This window comes from Psychrobium sp. nBUS_13, from assembly GCF_051201665.1.
Taxonomy (GTDB): Bacteria; Pseudomonadota; Gammaproteobacteria; order Enterobacterales; family Psychrobiaceae; genus Psychrobium.
In genome coordinates this window covers 673,367-688,621 of record NZ_CP179210.1, presented here as the reverse complement: position 1 = coordinate 688,621, position 15,255 = coordinate 673,367, and the positions used below count along the sequence as shown (strand labels likewise).

General features: G+C 41.3%; 16 protein-coding genes and 1 pseudogene. 6 read left to right on the top strand and 11 right to left on the bottom strand.

Features of this window, described 5'->3' with window-relative positions; translation table 11 throughout:
• Positions 1 to 142: 142 nt before the first annotated feature.
• Complete coding sequence (locus ACMAZF_RS03160; protein WP_435276034.1) at positions 143 to 313, bottom strand: hypothetical protein; 171 nt, start codon at positions 311 to 313, stop codon at positions 143 to 145.
• An 84-nt stretch (positions 314 to 397) separates the two neighbouring features.
• Between ACMAZF_RS03160 and ACMAZF_RS03155 the strand changes: the two genes are divergently transcribed.
• Together ACMAZF_RS03155 and ACMAZF_RS03150 are read left to right on the top strand one after the other, a co-directional pair.
• A complete protein-coding gene (locus tag ACMAZF_RS03155) occupies positions 398 to 628 on the top strand; it encodes a hypothetical protein (protein ID WP_435276033.1) in 231 nt (76 codons plus the stop codon).
• A 139-nt stretch (positions 629 to 767) separates the two neighbouring features.
• A pseudogene (locus ACMAZF_RS03150) lies at positions 768 to 1,172 on the top strand (transposase); the annotation flags it as partial.
• A 49-nt stretch (positions 1,173 to 1,221) separates the two neighbouring features.
• Here the strand turns inward: ACMAZF_RS03150 and rlmB are convergent.
• The 5 genes from rlmB to ACMAZF_RS03125 form a co-directional block, all read right to left on the bottom strand.
• Entirely contained in the window at positions 1,222 to 1,962 is a 741-nt protein-coding gene (rlmB, locus tag ACMAZF_RS03145; RefSeq protein WP_435276032.1) for a 23S rRNA (guanosine(2251)-2'-O)-methyltransferase RlmB, read from the bottom strand.
• The gene (gene rnr / locus ACMAZF_RS03140) at positions 1,962 to 4,376 is read right to left on the bottom strand and encodes a ribonuclease R (protein ID WP_435276031.1); all 2,415 of its coding nucleotides are present in this window, start codon (positions 4,374 to 4,376) and stop codon (positions 1,962 to 1,964) included. The genes rlmB and rnr overlap by 1 nt, the downstream gene beginning before the upstream one ends.
• A 122-nt stretch (positions 4,377 to 4,498) precedes the next feature.
• Positions 4,499 to 4,678 (bottom strand): hypothetical protein, encoded by a 180-nt coding sequence (locus ACMAZF_RS03135; protein WP_435276030.1) that lies wholly within the window; start codon positions 4,676 to 4,678, stop codon positions 4,499 to 4,501.
• A 51-nt stretch (positions 4,679 to 4,729) separates the two neighbouring features.
• Positions 4,730 to 5,290, bottom strand: a complete 561-nt coding sequence (locus ACMAZF_RS03130) for a prepilin-type N-terminal cleavage/methylation domain-containing protein (RefSeq protein ID WP_435276029.1) — start codon at positions 5,288 to 5,290, stop codon at positions 4,730 to 4,732.
• 86 nt (positions 5,291 to 5,376) lie between these two features.
• Positions 5,377 to 6,051, bottom strand: coding sequence for a spermidine synthase (locus tag ACMAZF_RS03125; protein ID WP_435276028.1), 675 nt, complete (start codon positions 6,049 to 6,051; stop codon positions 5,377 to 5,379).
• Positions 6,052 to 6,277: 226 nt separating this feature from the next.
• Between ACMAZF_RS03125 and ACMAZF_RS03120 the strand changes: the two genes are divergently transcribed.
• Both ACMAZF_RS03120 and ACMAZF_RS03115 read left to right on the top strand, forming a co-directional pair.
• Complete coding sequence (locus ACMAZF_RS03120; protein WP_435276027.1) at positions 6,278 to 8,389, top strand: LruC domain-containing protein; 2,112 nt, start codon at positions 6,278 to 6,280, stop codon at positions 8,387 to 8,389.
• Positions 8,390 to 8,399: 10 nt separating this feature from the next.
• Positions 8,400 to 8,930: a hypothetical protein gene (locus tag ACMAZF_RS03115; protein WP_435276026.1), complete on the top strand. Its 531-nt coding sequence runs from the start codon at positions 8,400 to 8,402 to the stop codon at positions 8,928 to 8,930.
• A gap of 10 nt (positions 8,931 to 8,940) precedes the next feature.
• On the opposite strand, the gene ACMAZF_RS03110 is transcribed toward ACMAZF_RS03115, so the two are convergent.
• Entirely contained in the window at positions 8,941 to 9,150 is a 210-nt protein-coding gene (locus tag ACMAZF_RS03110) for a hypothetical protein (RefSeq protein WP_435276025.1), read from the bottom strand.
• A gap of 495 nt (positions 9,151 to 9,645) precedes the next feature.
• The gene (locus ACMAZF_RS03105) at positions 9,646 to 10,278 is read right to left on the bottom strand and encodes a tetratricopeptide repeat protein (RefSeq protein WP_435276024.1); all 633 of its coding nucleotides are present in this window, start codon (positions 10,276 to 10,278) and stop codon (positions 9,646 to 9,648) included.
• Positions 10,279 to 10,409: 131 nt separating this feature from the next.
• Between ACMAZF_RS03105 and rluA the strand changes: the two genes are divergently transcribed.
• Both rluA and ACMAZF_RS03095 read left to right on the top strand, forming a co-directional pair.
• The gene (rluA, locus tag ACMAZF_RS03100) at positions 10,410 to 11,063 is read left to right on the top strand and encodes a bifunctional tRNA pseudouridine(32) synthase/23S rRNA pseudouridine(746) synthase RluA (protein WP_435276023.1); all 654 of its coding nucleotides are present in this window, start codon (positions 10,410 to 10,412) and stop codon (positions 11,061 to 11,063) included.
• 84 nt (positions 11,064 to 11,147) lie between these two features.
• On the top strand, positions 11,148 to 12,074 hold the full coding sequence (locus tag ACMAZF_RS03095) for a DUF3530 family protein (RefSeq protein WP_435276022.1): 927 nt from the start codon (positions 11,148 to 11,150) through the stop codon (positions 12,072 to 12,074).
• On the opposite strand, the gene ACMAZF_RS03090 is transcribed toward ACMAZF_RS03095, so the two are convergent.
• The 3 genes from ACMAZF_RS03090 to pstB form a co-directional block, all read right to left on the bottom strand.
• A complete protein-coding gene (locus ACMAZF_RS03090; RefSeq protein ID WP_435276021.1) occupies positions 12,060 to 13,577 on the bottom strand; it encodes an ATP-binding protein in 1,518 nt (505 codons plus the stop codon). The genes ACMAZF_RS03095 and ACMAZF_RS03090 overlap by 15 nt on opposite strands.
• Positions 13,578 to 13,696: 119 nt before the next feature.
• Positions 13,697 to 14,401 (bottom strand): phosphate signaling complex protein PhoU, encoded by a 705-nt coding sequence (phoU, locus tag ACMAZF_RS03085; protein ID WP_435276020.1) that lies wholly within the window; start codon positions 14,399 to 14,401, stop codon positions 13,697 to 13,699.
• A gap of 12 nt (positions 14,402 to 14,413) precedes the next feature.
• Positions 14,414 to 15,238, bottom strand: a complete 825-nt coding sequence (gene pstB, locus ACMAZF_RS03080) for a phosphate ABC transporter ATP-binding protein PstB (protein ID WP_435276019.1) — start codon at positions 15,236 to 15,238, stop codon at positions 14,414 to 14,416.
• Positions 15,239 to 15,255 lie beyond the last annotated feature (17 nt).

The following is a 15,255-nucleotide window of genomic DNA, read 5'->3' as shown; positions in this document are numbered from 1 at the left end:
TCGGCAAGACCAGTATGAGGGCAAGGAATTATGGATAGCCGAATTTGGACGCGAATTATAGATTAATTGACCAGCTAGGGCAATGCCTAAACAACAATATCTACCAATAACATTAAAGCTGTGATCTAAACGACTACAATTGCTAATTTAACCAGCCTGTTTTCATTGAAACACCAACGATAACAAACAAAATTGAGATAATAGTTACCGGAATAATATGCCATGCGAATGCGTTAATATTTTTAGGAGAATGATTTAGGATGATACGTAATCTTGCATCAACGGCTAGGGTCTGTTTATCTTTGCAGTTCAAATTTTGTTCAACCTAAAAGGATTGTTGGCACATGTTCATTGTTCCAGACTGAGCATAAGCACCCACATCCCTGTAAAACAAGGCATGCGATACGAGGTCATCGAACGTTTTTCAGAGAATGATTTATTAATCGAAATGCCTGTTTCACCACAAGCCCGTGCGAATAATCCTAACCTACCAGATGTTTGGCAGGCACGTATGATTTGCTACCAACACCCTAAAGGAGACATTAAAGGTTTTATCACCTCATTGACAGACCCAGAAGCATCACCGATGGAAACGTTATTGTCAATTTATACCAATTGCATTAAGTAAGTGATCTTGTTGTGCGTAGAGAAAATCAGCTAAAACAAGGCGCTCGATTGACTAATAGCTGGCTATTAGGATTGAGAGCAACGCCATTTTAGTTAATTTTAACAAGTACAAGTGGGCAAATATTTAATGCAATTGGTATTATTGGGAACGATGGGAAATAGAGCAAGGTTTTGGAGAATTAAAATCGAGCCAATTGAATAACGAAATAACCTTGAGAAGCCGTTTTCCACAAGGGGTTAGACAAGAGCTATGGGGCGTGTTGTTAGGCTATAACCTTATTCGACTGGAAATGTCAGCCATCGCTAAAGAAGCCGATGTATCTCCGACAATGATAAGTTTCACCGCTGCAATTTGCATCATTGATACTCAAGTCAGAGCGCTGGCGTTATCATCGAACGGGACGATACCAAAGAAACTACAACTGATGAGGAAAGATGTGAAACATTTTATCCTGCCCGACAAGAGAAAGCACCGAACGTTTTCACGTTCAGTGCTTTACATTCCATCTCGGTATCCGTTGAGATACAAGCCTAAGAAAGCTTAACCGAATGGCATTACGTTATTCACGAGCCTTTTCAATATATTCTAAACTTCTATAAACCGCGTTGGCGCACCACTTCAAATAAACAAATACCGGTTGTAACAGACACGTTTAAACTTGAAACGCTACCCGCCATTGGCAATGATACTAAATGGTCACAATGTTCTCGGGTTAAGCGGCGCATGCCACTGCCTTCAGCGCCCATTACAATAGCAATAGGACCCGTTAGGTTAGTTTCATATAACGCCTGAGTCGCTTCGCCGGCGGTACCATAAATCCAAATACCACGTTCTTGGACTTCACGCATTGTACGCGCTAAGTTAGTCACTTGAATCAATGGCATTGTTTCAGCTGCGCCACAGGCAACTTTACGAACAACGGGTGTTAATGAAGCCGCATTATCTTTAGGTACGATAACGGCGTGAACACCAGCGGCATCAGCGCTACGGATACAAGCACCTAAATTATGTGGGTCTGTAACGCCATCAAGAATCAACAAAAACGGCTGTTCTGTACTGTTTAGTATTTCATCAAGATCAGCTTCAGCCTTAACTCTTGCAGCACGGACATTGGCAATAATACCTTGATGAGACTCTTCACCAGCACGATCTTCCAATTTGTTTTTTCCAACAAATGACACACTCACGCCGTGGCGACGCGCTAAGCTAATCACCTTGTTCATGCGTTCGTCATCACGACCTTTTAGTGCAAAAATTTCTAAAATTCGCTCAGGTTCGTTGTTTAATACGGCTTCAATACTGTGAATACCGAATAATAAATCGTGTTTACTCATTACTTCTCATTACTCTTGCTGCTTGGTTTGGCTGATGGCTTTTTACTACGGCTGTTTTTACCAGCACGCGGTTTTGAAGCACCACTTTTCTTGGTGCCTTTAGCACCTGATTTATTATCGTCTTTTCTAGTATCTTTCTTACCTGAACTACGCTTATTCGGCTTTGATGACTTTTCATCACCACTGCGGCGAGAACTACGACGTTTCTTAGGCTCAAAAGAGTTAAGTGTTAAATCGATTTTCTTTTCATCAAGATTTACTGAGGCAACTTTAACCTCAATACGATCACCCATGTGATAAGTCACATTTGAATGCTCGGCAACCAATCGTGCGTTCACTTGATCAAAATGGTAATAGTCTTCTGGCAATGCGCTAATGTGCAGCAAACCTTCAATATTGATATCGTCTAAGCGAACAAAACAACCAAAACTAGTGACAGTAGCGATAGTTCCTGCGAAGCTGTCGCCAACGTGTTCAAGCATGTATTCACACTTGAGCCAGTCGCTTACATCACGGGTAGCATCATCGGCGCGGCGTTCAGTCATCGAACAATGAACACCTAGCTCTGACATATCAGACGCTTCATAAACATGGGCGCCAATTTTCTTGCCTTGTGCTTTAGCTAGTTTCTTCTGCTTAACCAATAGCGACTTGATAGTGCGATGCAAAATCAAATCAGGATAACGGCGAATTGGCGACGTAAAGTGACTGTAGTTACTTAATGCTAAACCAAAATGACCTTCATTCTCTGGTGCATAAACCGCTTGTTTCATTGAACGAAGCAGCATAATTTGAATCAGTTCACTGTCATCGCGAGTTTTAACAATCTCAAGCAGTTGTGCATAGTGCTTTGGCTGAGGCTTATCGCCACCAGTCAGTTCTAAACCTAATTCACCTAAAAATGCGCGGAAGTTCATTAACTTCTCATCACCCGGTAAATCATGCACCCTAAATAGAGCGTTACCTTCGTGCTTTTCAACAAATTTAGCCGATGCAACATTGGCTAAAATCATGCACTCTTCAATCATCTTGTGTGCATCATTTCGAACAAGCGGTACGATATTTTCAATCTTGCGCTGCTCATTGAAAACAAACTGAGTTTCACTGCTTTCAAAAGCAATAGCACCACGTTCTAAACGTCTGCTATTTAGAGCGGTATATAACTTATGAAGTTCTTCTAGTTCAGGAACACGCTCGCTATATTCTTCACGTAATGCTTTATCACCATCTAAAATAGCTGCAACTTTTGTATACGTGAAACGGGCGTGTGAATTCATTACGGCTGGATAAAACTTAGCACCAGACAAGTTACCCGCATCACTGATGGTCATTTCACAAACCATACATAAACGATCAACGTGTGGATTTAACGAACACAAACCGTTTGATAAAATCTCAGGTAACATTGGAATAACGTTGCCAGGAAAGTAAACAGAATTACCACGAGCTATCGCTTCTTCGTCAAGTGCGCTGCCTTTAGCAACGTAACTGCTTACATCAGCAATTGCGACCCATAAGCGCCAGCCACCGCTTTTCTTACTTTCACAATAAACGGCATCATCAAAATCGCGTGCGTCTTCACCATCAATAGTTACTAATGGTAAATGGCGTAAATCTTCACGGCCTTGCTTCGCTTCTTCAGGCACTTCTTCAGACAAGCCACTAATTTCATCAAGCACCGCTTGTGAGAACTCGTGTGGCAAATCGTGATTGCGCAATGCCATCTCGATTTCCATGCCTGGATCCATCTCATCACCCATAATTTTCGACACAATGCCCAGTGGGCTTTGATGGCGTGATGGGCGCTTAGTGATGGTAACAACAACCACTTGGCCGTTACGAGCGCCATTCACTTGATCATTTGGAATGATAATATCTTGCGCGATACGTGCTTCATCAGGCACAACAAACGAAATATCACCATCGACAAAGAAGCGACCTACATATTCCGTTTTGCCAAATTCAACCACACGAACAATACGCGCATCGCGTTTACCGCGACCAAACGTACTGTGTTGGGCTAATACAGTGTCACCATGAAATACAGTGTGCATTTGTTTTTGGTCAACAAATAAGTCTTTGCCGCCTTCATCTGGACGGAAAAAGCCAAAACCATCACGGTGACCAATAATTTTACCGCGCATTAAATCCATACGTTCCGGTAAACCGTAACTACCGTTACGGATATAAACGGCCTGACCATCACGCTCCATCGCACGCAAACGGCGACGCAAACCTTCTAAAGGTTCTTCTTCCGTAATATCAAAGGCTTGCGCTATCTGTTCACGCTTTAGTGGTGCATCAGAATTTTTAAGCAGTTCGAGGATTAATTCGCGGCTTGCGATAGGGTTTTCGTATTTTTGCTGTTCGCGCTCAAAATGAGGATCTTGATCCGCTGAGAAGTTTTTAGACATTCATTTTCGTCATTATTAAAAAATTGGCGGCAGTATAACAGATTTATAGTACGCTGCCTAAAAATGAATCATTTATCCTGAGATATTTTAAGTATTTGTAAACAATGCCACAATTTTCTATTTCAACTAGCAACGTTAAACAGAAAATACATAAAAACAGCGAATGAAGTCGTGCCTAAAATAAGCATAATCGTCAGCGTTTTCGATTGAAGCATCGAGTCAACTAATGCCAATTCGGTTTGCATTTCTATGAGTTCTTCAACAGGCGTGTAAGTTTTCTTGATAGGTGGTTTGTGGTTCATCTTTATATCCTTAATGAGATGTCGTACTACTGTGGACAATACGAGAATTCATTAGGTTCCTCTTATGTAGCAATGAAGCTTCTTTTTATGCTCTCTAACAATCTTCATCAATATTAAAAGTAGGTGATGCCCGGCGGTGGTTGGTAATACACACTCGACATAGCAGCGGCTAATTTGTCCTATTGCACCTTGGTTTGTCGCTTCATTAATCCCTTTGGGAGATATTCTTGAGCGATGTGCCCCCGCTGTTCCTCCTGGTTCAAATGTTGAGTCCCAATCGTTGTCCAAGTCGATATCTAGAATGAGCGTCACATCAGCTGCAACACGAGAAAATGTCGGGTGATAGGCAAAGTAACCATAACGAATGGTAATAGGTGAGCCGTTATAATCTAAATCTTGATACCCTGATAAATTGACCAAGTTTTTGATCTGCGCTTTTGCATGAATCAGCTGGACACTGGAACGAAAAGTCCCGGATAATCCATTGAGCGTTGCAATGCGAGCTTCTTTAGACACATTGATAAACTTAGGCGCGGCCGTAACCGCAAGTATGCCTAAGATAATGATAACAATCACTAGCTCGATTAACGTGAATCCTTTCTGAAACTTCATTGGCATCATATTGTTTTAACAGAAAAAATAATTTGTATCGAGGTTACTCAACTTTAGCACGCTCATTTATCGAGTAAAGATAGAGTCTACCATGCTAGCCAAATAACGTGACGAGCTCCCTTACCATTGGTATGAGCTCGCACTGTGACTGGCTTAGTTTTAAACCCAGCTTTAACGAGTCTAGTGGTGAACGCACTATCAATACCTGCAGACCAATAGGCTACGATTCCACCTGGTCGTAATGCGCTTTTAGCGGCCTTAAGCCCTGCCGGCGTATATATCCAACCATTATCTTCAGACGTATGACCTTCTGGTCCGTTATCGACATCAAGTAAAATGGCATCAAACTGACTGCTTGCCTGACGCAACACTTCTCCCACATCACCAACATGAATTTTAGTCCGCGGATCATTAACAGGATGATTTGTTAATTGACCAAGTTCACCTTTATTCCACTCCACGACTTCACTAATTAGTTCAGCAACAGTCACCGTGGCCTCTTTGTTGAGTGAATCCAGTGCTGAGCGCAACGTAAATCCCATGCCTAACCCACCGATAAGAACCTGTGGTTTTGGTTGTGATTTTATTTTGTTACAAGCAAGTGTTGCTAGCGCATCTTCAGAAGCATGCATTCGGCTATTCATCAAATCACCTGGTACACCGGCAATTTTAATAGTGAATTCATCATTACGCGATAGTAGGCGCAATTGACCTTGTTGATTGGGAATGTCAGCGGTGCCAAGCACAGTAAAACGAGCCATGGTTATTTCCTAAATTTCAATTGGTAGAATTATACCTGCTTTGAACAACAAGTTAATCACTCATAATGAAAACTCTATTTTCAATATGCATTGCTAAATAGAAAACCATGTAGACAAAAACGTCAACGCTAACAATAACCAATTGAAATTATTATAAATTCCCTTTCTGGCGTACTAGTTGCTCTCTTACAGTTATTCTTTAACTCATGCGAAGGATTACACCATTATGTCTAATCTTATAAAAAACAGAGCTTTTCAAGGCTTAGTGCTTATTTCAGCGGTTGTTGGCGCAGCCAATACTCAAGCAACACCGTTTACGGATTGCCCAACTGAAGCATTTCTGGTGCAAGATAAAATAGCTAATTTGTATGGTGTTCAACTAGCAACAGGGTTTTATGAAAAAATTTCGCCAACCGATTGGGGACAAGAAAAAATGAACGCTTTGGCGTTTAATGTGCACGATAGATATCTGTATGCATTCAATTATTATTACGGAACAATCGTTAAATTAGATAGTAATTATCAGCTTACTGTTATTCCTGTAGAAGACATGCCTAATAAAGGATTTTATGTCGGCGATATCGCCGTTGCCGAAAACGTTTATTATCTTTATCGCCCCGGCAACGATTATGGCCTTTTTCGTATTCCACTCGATGAAAGCGCGCCAGATTATTTACAAATGACCAAAGTCGTCAATGGCAGTGTATTAAATCACGCCATTTATGATTTAGCGTTTCATCCTAGTAACGGGTTTGCCTATTCTGTCGATCGCTGGGGGAATCTCTTAAAAATAGATGTTCAATCCGGCACGTCTGAAACACTGAGCAATGTCGGCCAATCTGGTACCTTCGGCGCCGTTTATTTTGATGTCACAGGCAATCTATATATCAGTCGAAACAGTGATGGTTACATATTCAGAATTAATACCAATTGGAACTATCCTGTCGCTGAATTTTTTGCTTATGGCCCGTCATCCAGCAATAACGATGGCGCACGTTGTGCTCTCGCACCTATCGTGTCTCTTGAATCACCTACTACTGATTTTGGTGATGCACCTGATTCTTACGGTTCAAGTATCAACAATAATGGTGCACGACATGATGTTGGCGACGGCACACTATTTTTAGGTAACGCTGTAACAACGGAGCCGAATGCTTATGCCGATGATGGCTCTGACATTAATGACAATGACGGCATTCAATTTGCCACAGGTATTGAGGCAGGGAAAACAGCAATTGTAGAAATAACGGCATCTGCCGATGGCTTTGTTAATGCGTGGTTAGACGGTGACAAAAGTGGCGAATTTGATAACGATGAAAAAATTGTGTCAGAAAAATCGGTTTCTGCAGGTAGCAATATAGTCGCCTATGATGTTCCGACTTGGAGTGAATCAGGAACAACATGGTCGCGATTTAGATTGAGCTCCCAAGCAGAACTAACACCTGTTGGTGGTGTGGCTGATGGCGAGGTTGAAGATTACAAAGTTGACATTGCACAGCAGAATGTAACGGCTAATTATTACCCGTCTATTGATTCATGGGCAACTTTAGCATTTGAAGATAACTGGCCATTAGTTGGCGACTATGACATGAACGATCTTGTCGTCCATTACCGCCTATCTGCTTTTGACGTTGAAGGAACGCTAATGCGCATTAAGATCGAGGGTGAAATCGTTGCAATAGGTGCCTCTTATCACAATGGCTTTGCTTTCAGAATACCTGGCTTGTTGAGAAATCAAATCGATACCAACCGAATGAGTTTTAAAATTAATGGCGTAGAGCAGACAACCTCAGCATTAGAAAGCAATCGAATAGAAGCGATATTTATAATTGCCGATGATTTATGGGATTTTGTAACAGCCGGCGAAGATTGCAAATACTATCGAACAGAAGCGGGTTGTGGCTCAAACATTCAAATGACATTTGCCATTGAGATCCCAATGACTGCCAATGTCGATAAAACAAATATCGCTAATTTCCCTTATGATCCCTTTATTTTCGCGTCACAAGGTCATGAAAGAAATTATTTATTCGGTGAAGCACCAGAACGTCGATTTGAAATTCATTTGAAGAATCAAGCACCAACAGAAGCTTTTCAAGCAAACTTTTTAAATCGTGGTGATGACGCGTCAAACGCAACTAACGGTGAATACTTCATCAATGCTAATGGTATGCCTTGGGCAATTAATATTCCTTATCAATGGCAACATCCATTGGAATACATGGATATAAAGTTCGCTTACCCTGATTTTCATGGCTATGTCACCTCATCGGGTAGTGAAAAGACAGACTGGTTTACCGTTGAAAAAAGTACAATTAAAAATGTTTTCAATCAATAAGGAGCAAGGTATGAAACGCTTAAATACAACAATAGCATTAGTAAGTAGTTTAACGTTGTTTGCATGCGGAGGTGGCGGTGGAGGTAGTACCTCACCGGCGCCAGCACCATCACCTGTGCCGGCTCCATCTCCAACTCCAGTGCCGACGCCATCGCCTACGCCAGTGCCAACACCGACACCTGTGTCAGCACCGGATCCTAACGCAGTTTATGACACAACCGCCGAACTCGTTGTTGCATCGAACTTTGAGATCAAGCAAGAGTATGAAGTCAACGTTCGTTATACAAACGCGCAGCAGCGCAATGTCTACTTATCAGTGTGCAGCGATTTCACAAATGAACAAGGTCAGGTAGCAGTTAATTACAATAGCTGCCTCCTACGCACTTCCTTAGCGGGGAACTACAATACTCAGTTACATGTAGCCAACGATCAGAACCGACTAGTGATGACGATTTGGTATCTAGATGATGTTGAAAACCCACGCTATGAGTTCTGGGAAAATGACAACGCGTCTACAAACAAGGTATTTTCCGTAGAGTAAAGCTAGGAGTTTAATCGCTAATCAATTCGAAAATAGAGAAGAGTATGACAACTAACAAGTATCCTATGATACGCCAGTGTCCTTTTGTCATTAACTTCTCTTTTGATTGAGAAAATCGAGGGGAGTAATCACGATTGTACGTGGCAGGACGTGCAATCATGAACAGTCCACTGACGCCAATAAAGAGTATGACTAGGGTCTGTTGATCTTTTGAGTTCATTTTTGCAGCAATTTGTTTGGGGTTTCTACAAGGCAGAGCCTATGTGGTGTAGCTGGCTCGATAATAGCTCCTGCATTATCCTAATGATACCAATTGCATTAAATATTTGCCCACTTGTACTTGTTAAAATTAACTAAAATGGCGTTGCTCTCAATCCTAATAGCCAGCTATTAGTCAATCGAGCGCCTTGTTTTAGCTGATTTTCTCTACGCACAACAAGATCACTTACTTAATATAATTGGTATGAGCTACATCCCTGTAGCAATACACGAATAGGCGATAACGCCGTAGAAATAACAAACAAATGCTGCCGGTAGGGTTCACCTTAATGTATTTTGTGCCACGTTATTCGTCATTCACTGGGGTAAACCCAGCATCAATCCTCATGCCTCGCCCACAAGGATGTGGGTGCTTATGTTCAGTCTGGAACAATGAACATGTGCCCAAAACCCTTTTAGATTGAACAAAATTTGAAACCACAAAGTTCAACAGACCCTATCTAATGAGTGGTCGCTGCGCTTTTCTAATAACTCTTTCAGGCATTAATTTAGCAAGTCTCTCTAATAACATCTCTGCTTTTAAACGCTCTTCATCGTCCGCAATAATTGAGTTATAGAGCCAGTGATAGGCATTTTCATAATCTCGAGGACTGCCCTGCTCGTTTCCGAGTATTTCAACTAATCTAAGCTGAGCCTTTAAGCTCCCTAAACTCGCAGCTTCCGTTAAATAACGCAGAGCTCGTTTCAAATCTTTTTGGAAAAACTTTCCGATATGATAATAACGTCCTAATTGCTCAATAGCTTCAACAAGCCCTTGGTGAGCACTCTGTTCCATCATATAAACACCGTAGTCAGCATCCTCTGGAACACAAACACCATAAGCCAGCATATCGCCATATAAAAATTGATAACTTGGCAGTTTTACAATTTCAGCACGGGCTTTAATATCCTCAACCAACTGACAATCATCTTTGCGAACTTGTTGTAAATGCGAGTTCTTAGCGATGAGTGCCAATAACTCACGTTGAGTGTAAAGTTGGATCACACCTTCTTCTTCGGCTGCAAATGCCGCGCTACTGATGGTAGCCGTATTAATAGCGATTAATGCACTTAGAAATATTTTCTTCATTTTCAACTCGTTGCTTGTTCTCAATTAGTACAATGTCATTTCATCACAAAAGTTTGCATCAAACATACTCTTATTTCAAAATATCGTTACAATAGCGCCTTTAAATTTGTCTGCTCGCATTAGGAAATACCGTGGCCTTTGTTTACAACCCACCTACTACTCCATGGCTTGATATTGTGTATCAAGATGACGATATTGTCGTTGTTAACAAACCAAGCGGCTTATTATCAGTCCCCGGACGCGAATTAATCCACCGGGACAGTGTTACGCTGCGTCTAATGCGCGTGTTACCAACCGCTTTAATCGTCCATCGTCTGGATATGGATACTTCTGGCATCATGCTCTTTGCACTTAATAAAGCAGCGCAAAGCGGTATATCCCGTCAATTCCAACAACGTACCACGCAAAAGACTTATTTAGCTAACGTTCTTGGGCATCCTGACAATGATGCAGGTTCCGTTGACCTACCATTAATTTGTGATTGGCCGAACCGTCCTTTGCAAATGGTCGATCATGACGTTGGAAAACCATCACTAACTCATTGGAAAGTACTGAGCAAAACAGCTAACGCTACTATGGTGGAGCTTACGCCAATTACTGGCCGCTCTCATCAATTACGAGTACATATGCAACAAATAGGCCATCCAATTTTAGGGGATCGCTTTTACGGTAAGCCCGATGCACACCCATTAGCACCTCGTTTATGTCTCCATGCATACACGTTAAGTATCAAGCATCCAATCACTGAGCAACCAATGTCTTTCACAACGCCGTGTCCATTTTGATTGGCATACTCATTGCTTTGTGCCAATGTTAACTTGCACCCTATTTAGATAACAAAATCGCCTTCTTATTACATTGAGACTCTTATGCATCGGCCATTTAACAACGCTTTGTTTATTACTTTCATTACTGTTATTGGTTTAGTGACGTCGTCAGCTCACGCGACCGCCAATACTGACGCTACTAAGAAAATGGCAGAAACGGTGATGAAAGATAAGAAAATGATGCCACAAATGAGCAATGAAGAATCACTGGCGATGATACTGCCTCAAGAAGAAGTGACATGGTTAACTGGGGAAAGCGGCAAGTTTTTGGCATTAAAGCGTGATTACCTTGCCGCCAAGCATCGCGGTGTTGCAATTTTTGTCAGTGATTTATCAGCACCAATTAATTACAGCTTAGATATTGAGCCTCTTCGTACAACGATTAATAATTATGGCTTTTCTTCCATTACGATTAACGCGCCAAGTTTAGAACTATTCGCGGCAGCAACAGCTGAGAACGCCGAAGAAAAAACGCCTGTAGATTCCAAAGAGACTATGAGTAGCCCTGCAATGACTTCCCCTGTTGATGCAGCCCCTTATACAAAAGCGCTCATCGAGCGTATCAATAGCGCCCATAAGATGGCCGCCGCAGAATCTAAGAACATCATCCTTGTTATACAGGGTCGACAAGTCGCCTACTTATCTAATGCCTTAATTCAACAGCATCTTCGTCCGCTCAATGCTGTTGTTGTCATTGATGCCAATAGCGCGCTTTATGATAATCAGCCACAAATGTATCCAGCAACTATCGAACAACTCTCCAGACAACTGGTACAAATTAAAATGCCGCTATTAGATATTTATCATTTGTCGAATTCAAAAATTGATATGCAAATGAAAATGCGTAAACGCTTAAGCTTAAAAGCTAAAAAAACAAGTTATCGTCAACATTTAAAACCAACATATAGTGAAGAGAAAACATTAGCGAAAGTTGTCTATGGATGGCTAAAATCGTTAGGCATTCACTGATGATTTTATTGAAAGTGTAAATGTAGTGCCCTGCTCTAGTTCACTATTTATTGTGAGATCCCCCCCTAGCTCAAGTTCAACGATCTCTTTGCAAATTGATAGACCTAAACCTGAACCGCCTTGGCCTAGTCTAGTTGTGAAGTAGGGTTCAAATACTTTGTCTTGCATCGGTTCCGACAGCCCCTTACCGTTATCAGCCACTTCAACAAACCAAAAATCAACGTCTTGCCACGCGGTAATATTAATGGTGCCGCCATGCTTTTCTTCAAAGGCATGAATCAGCGCATTATTAATCAGATTAGTAATCACCTGAGCTAAGCCACCAGCATAACAGGTAACTTCAATATCTAGTGCGACTCTAACTATAATGTCATGCTGATACTGTTTTATTGTTGGCTTATTGGTGAGTAAGATATCGTTAATATAGTTCGCTAAATTTACCGTTAACTTCTCGTTATTACATTGGTTGACAGCAATGTGTTTGAAACTCTCAATGAGCTTGCTAGCGCGCGAATTGTTGGATAAACACATGTTGACGGTCTTGATTGAATCTTCTAAATATCCCGACAGCTGAGAATGTTTCAGCGTATTGCTTTGTACGGCTAAATTGATACTTTCAGTGTTTAATAAATGATGGTCTAGTGCTAAATTAACATTACCTAATGGCGTTGCAACTTCGTGAGTAGTTGATGCCACCATGCCCCCAAGTTCAGCCATTTTCTGTGACTCTTTGAACTGGCTAAGCAGCTCATCATTTTTCATCTTTTCAATTTGGTGCTTGCTCTGGAGAAGAATGAGATAACTGCCACCAAATAATGCAATTAGCAACAAACCAGCCACTAAAATAGCCATGGTCGATACGATTGAATCGGCCATTAAGACACTAGTATTCATTGGCATAGTGACTTCGAGAATTCCTCTCAGATCACCAACTTTCCAATCTGCTTTAGGTGATTGCGGGTGGGTATTATGACAATCTACACATTCCGCCCTCATCACATCGGCCATTGCTAAACGAACATGCGGTATACCATTAACGTCTTCGAATTCAGTCACTATTTTAGTGTCGCTAATAGATAACTCATTCCATACGCGTCGCCCAAAATCATCTACTATCCCACCGGCGTTTTTCCGCCACGGAAAAGGGTAAGGGCTATAAAGGCGAATTCCTACGTCTTTGTGGCGATTGTTAACCGAAGCTCCTAACAACATAGTAAATGTCGCTGGTAATGGAATGCTATGATGCTTGAGATTGTAATCATAGCTAACGTCAATATTACTGGTTGCTAATCGAGATACTACTTGGGTTGTGTAAATGCTGCGAAATTCAGTTAATACTTCCGCATACCGTTGAGCGCTTTCAATGGTACTGTGCTCAATAAGTCTTTTATGCAATTGGTTAAAATAAAGAGTGATCGCAGATAATGCGATAGTAATGATGAGTAGTAATGTGAAAAATGGCTTTTTATTTTTTATCCACGAGATTTTTACCAGTAAATTCATACGCCCCTACATCCTGAACTCACAGTGTTGTGATGTCATTAAGCGTAGTACAGAGTTGGGGAAAATACATTATTGAGTGTCTATTTTGTCATAGACACTCAATTTATGGGAGGGTAAGGCTAGCGAAGTTGAGCAATCTCTTCGTCATCTAAATGACGAATATCTTTACCTTTAATAAAGTAAATAACGTATTCAGCGATATTTTGTGCTCTATCACCAACACGCTCTAATGCACGTGCTGCCCACATCACTTCCATGATGCTTGGGATCGCACGTGGATCTTCCATCATGTAAGTCATTAATTCTCGCATCAAGCTTTCATATTGTGCGTCGATTAAGTTGTCAGTGCGATGCACATCAAAAGCAGAATCCACATCCATACGAGCAAAACAATCAAGCACATCGTGAAGCATGGTGACACATTGGCGTCCAAGGTTTTCCAAACTCACTAATAAGCCGCCTTGGTTCGAAGATTTCTTTTCAAGCGCCACTTTAGCCAGCATTTTAGCGCTGTCACCAATACGCTCTAAATCGGTTACCGTTTTAGAAATAGCGAAGATTAAACGTAAATCACCTGCCGCAGGCTGACGCTTGGCAATAATACGCGTACATTCTTCATCAATCGCGACTTCATAAGTATTCACTTTGCGATCGTTTTTCAATACATCTTCAGCTAGGCTCACATCCATGGTGCTAATAGCAGTGATTGCATCGCCCAATTGTTTTTCAACCAAGCCACCCATTAACAATACATGGTTACGGATCCCTTCTAACTCAGAGTTAAATTGTCCTGAAATATGACGTTTTAAATTTACGTTATCCATCTTGAGTTCCTATTAACCGTATCGACCGGTGATGTAATCTTCAGTTTGTTTTTTCGCAGGCGTTGTAAACAGCGTATTAGTGTCGCTATATTCAATCAATTCACCCATATACATAAATGCCGTGTTATCAGAAACACGCGCCGCTTGTTGCATGTTATGCGTTACAATCACTACGGTAAATTTATTCTTAAGCTCAGTAATTAGCTCTTCGATGACCAATGTTGAAATGGGATCAAGTGCCGATGTCGGCTCATCAAGCAATAATACCTCAGGCTCAATAGCAATAGCACGAGCAATCACTAAACGTTGTTGCTGACCACCAGATAAACCTAGAGCGTTATCATGTAAACGGTCTTTTACTTCATCCCACAACGCGGCACCGCGCAATGAATCTTCAACGGCTTTATCAAGTACTCGGCGATCTTTCACACCTTGTAAGCGCAAACCGTAAACCACATTTTCATAAATTGATTTAGGAAACGGGTTTGGACGTTGGAATACCATACCAACACGACGACGTAACGTTGCAACATCAACATTACGATCGAAAATATTTTGCTGTTCTAACTTAATTTCACCGGTGATATTACAGTTATCAATTAAGTCATTCATACGATTCATACAACGTAACAACGTTGACTTACCACAACCAGACGGACCGATAAATGCGGTTACTTGGCCTTTAGGTATGCGCATTGAAACGCCTTTTAAGGCTTGTTTATCGCCGTAGAACAAATCAAGGTCTTCAATAGAAAATGCCGTTTGCTCATCAGTTAAGTTTGCTAAGTCCAACACCTGATCTTGTGTGGCTGCATCTGTTGGTTCAAGATTAATCATCTTACTTTATCCTGCTT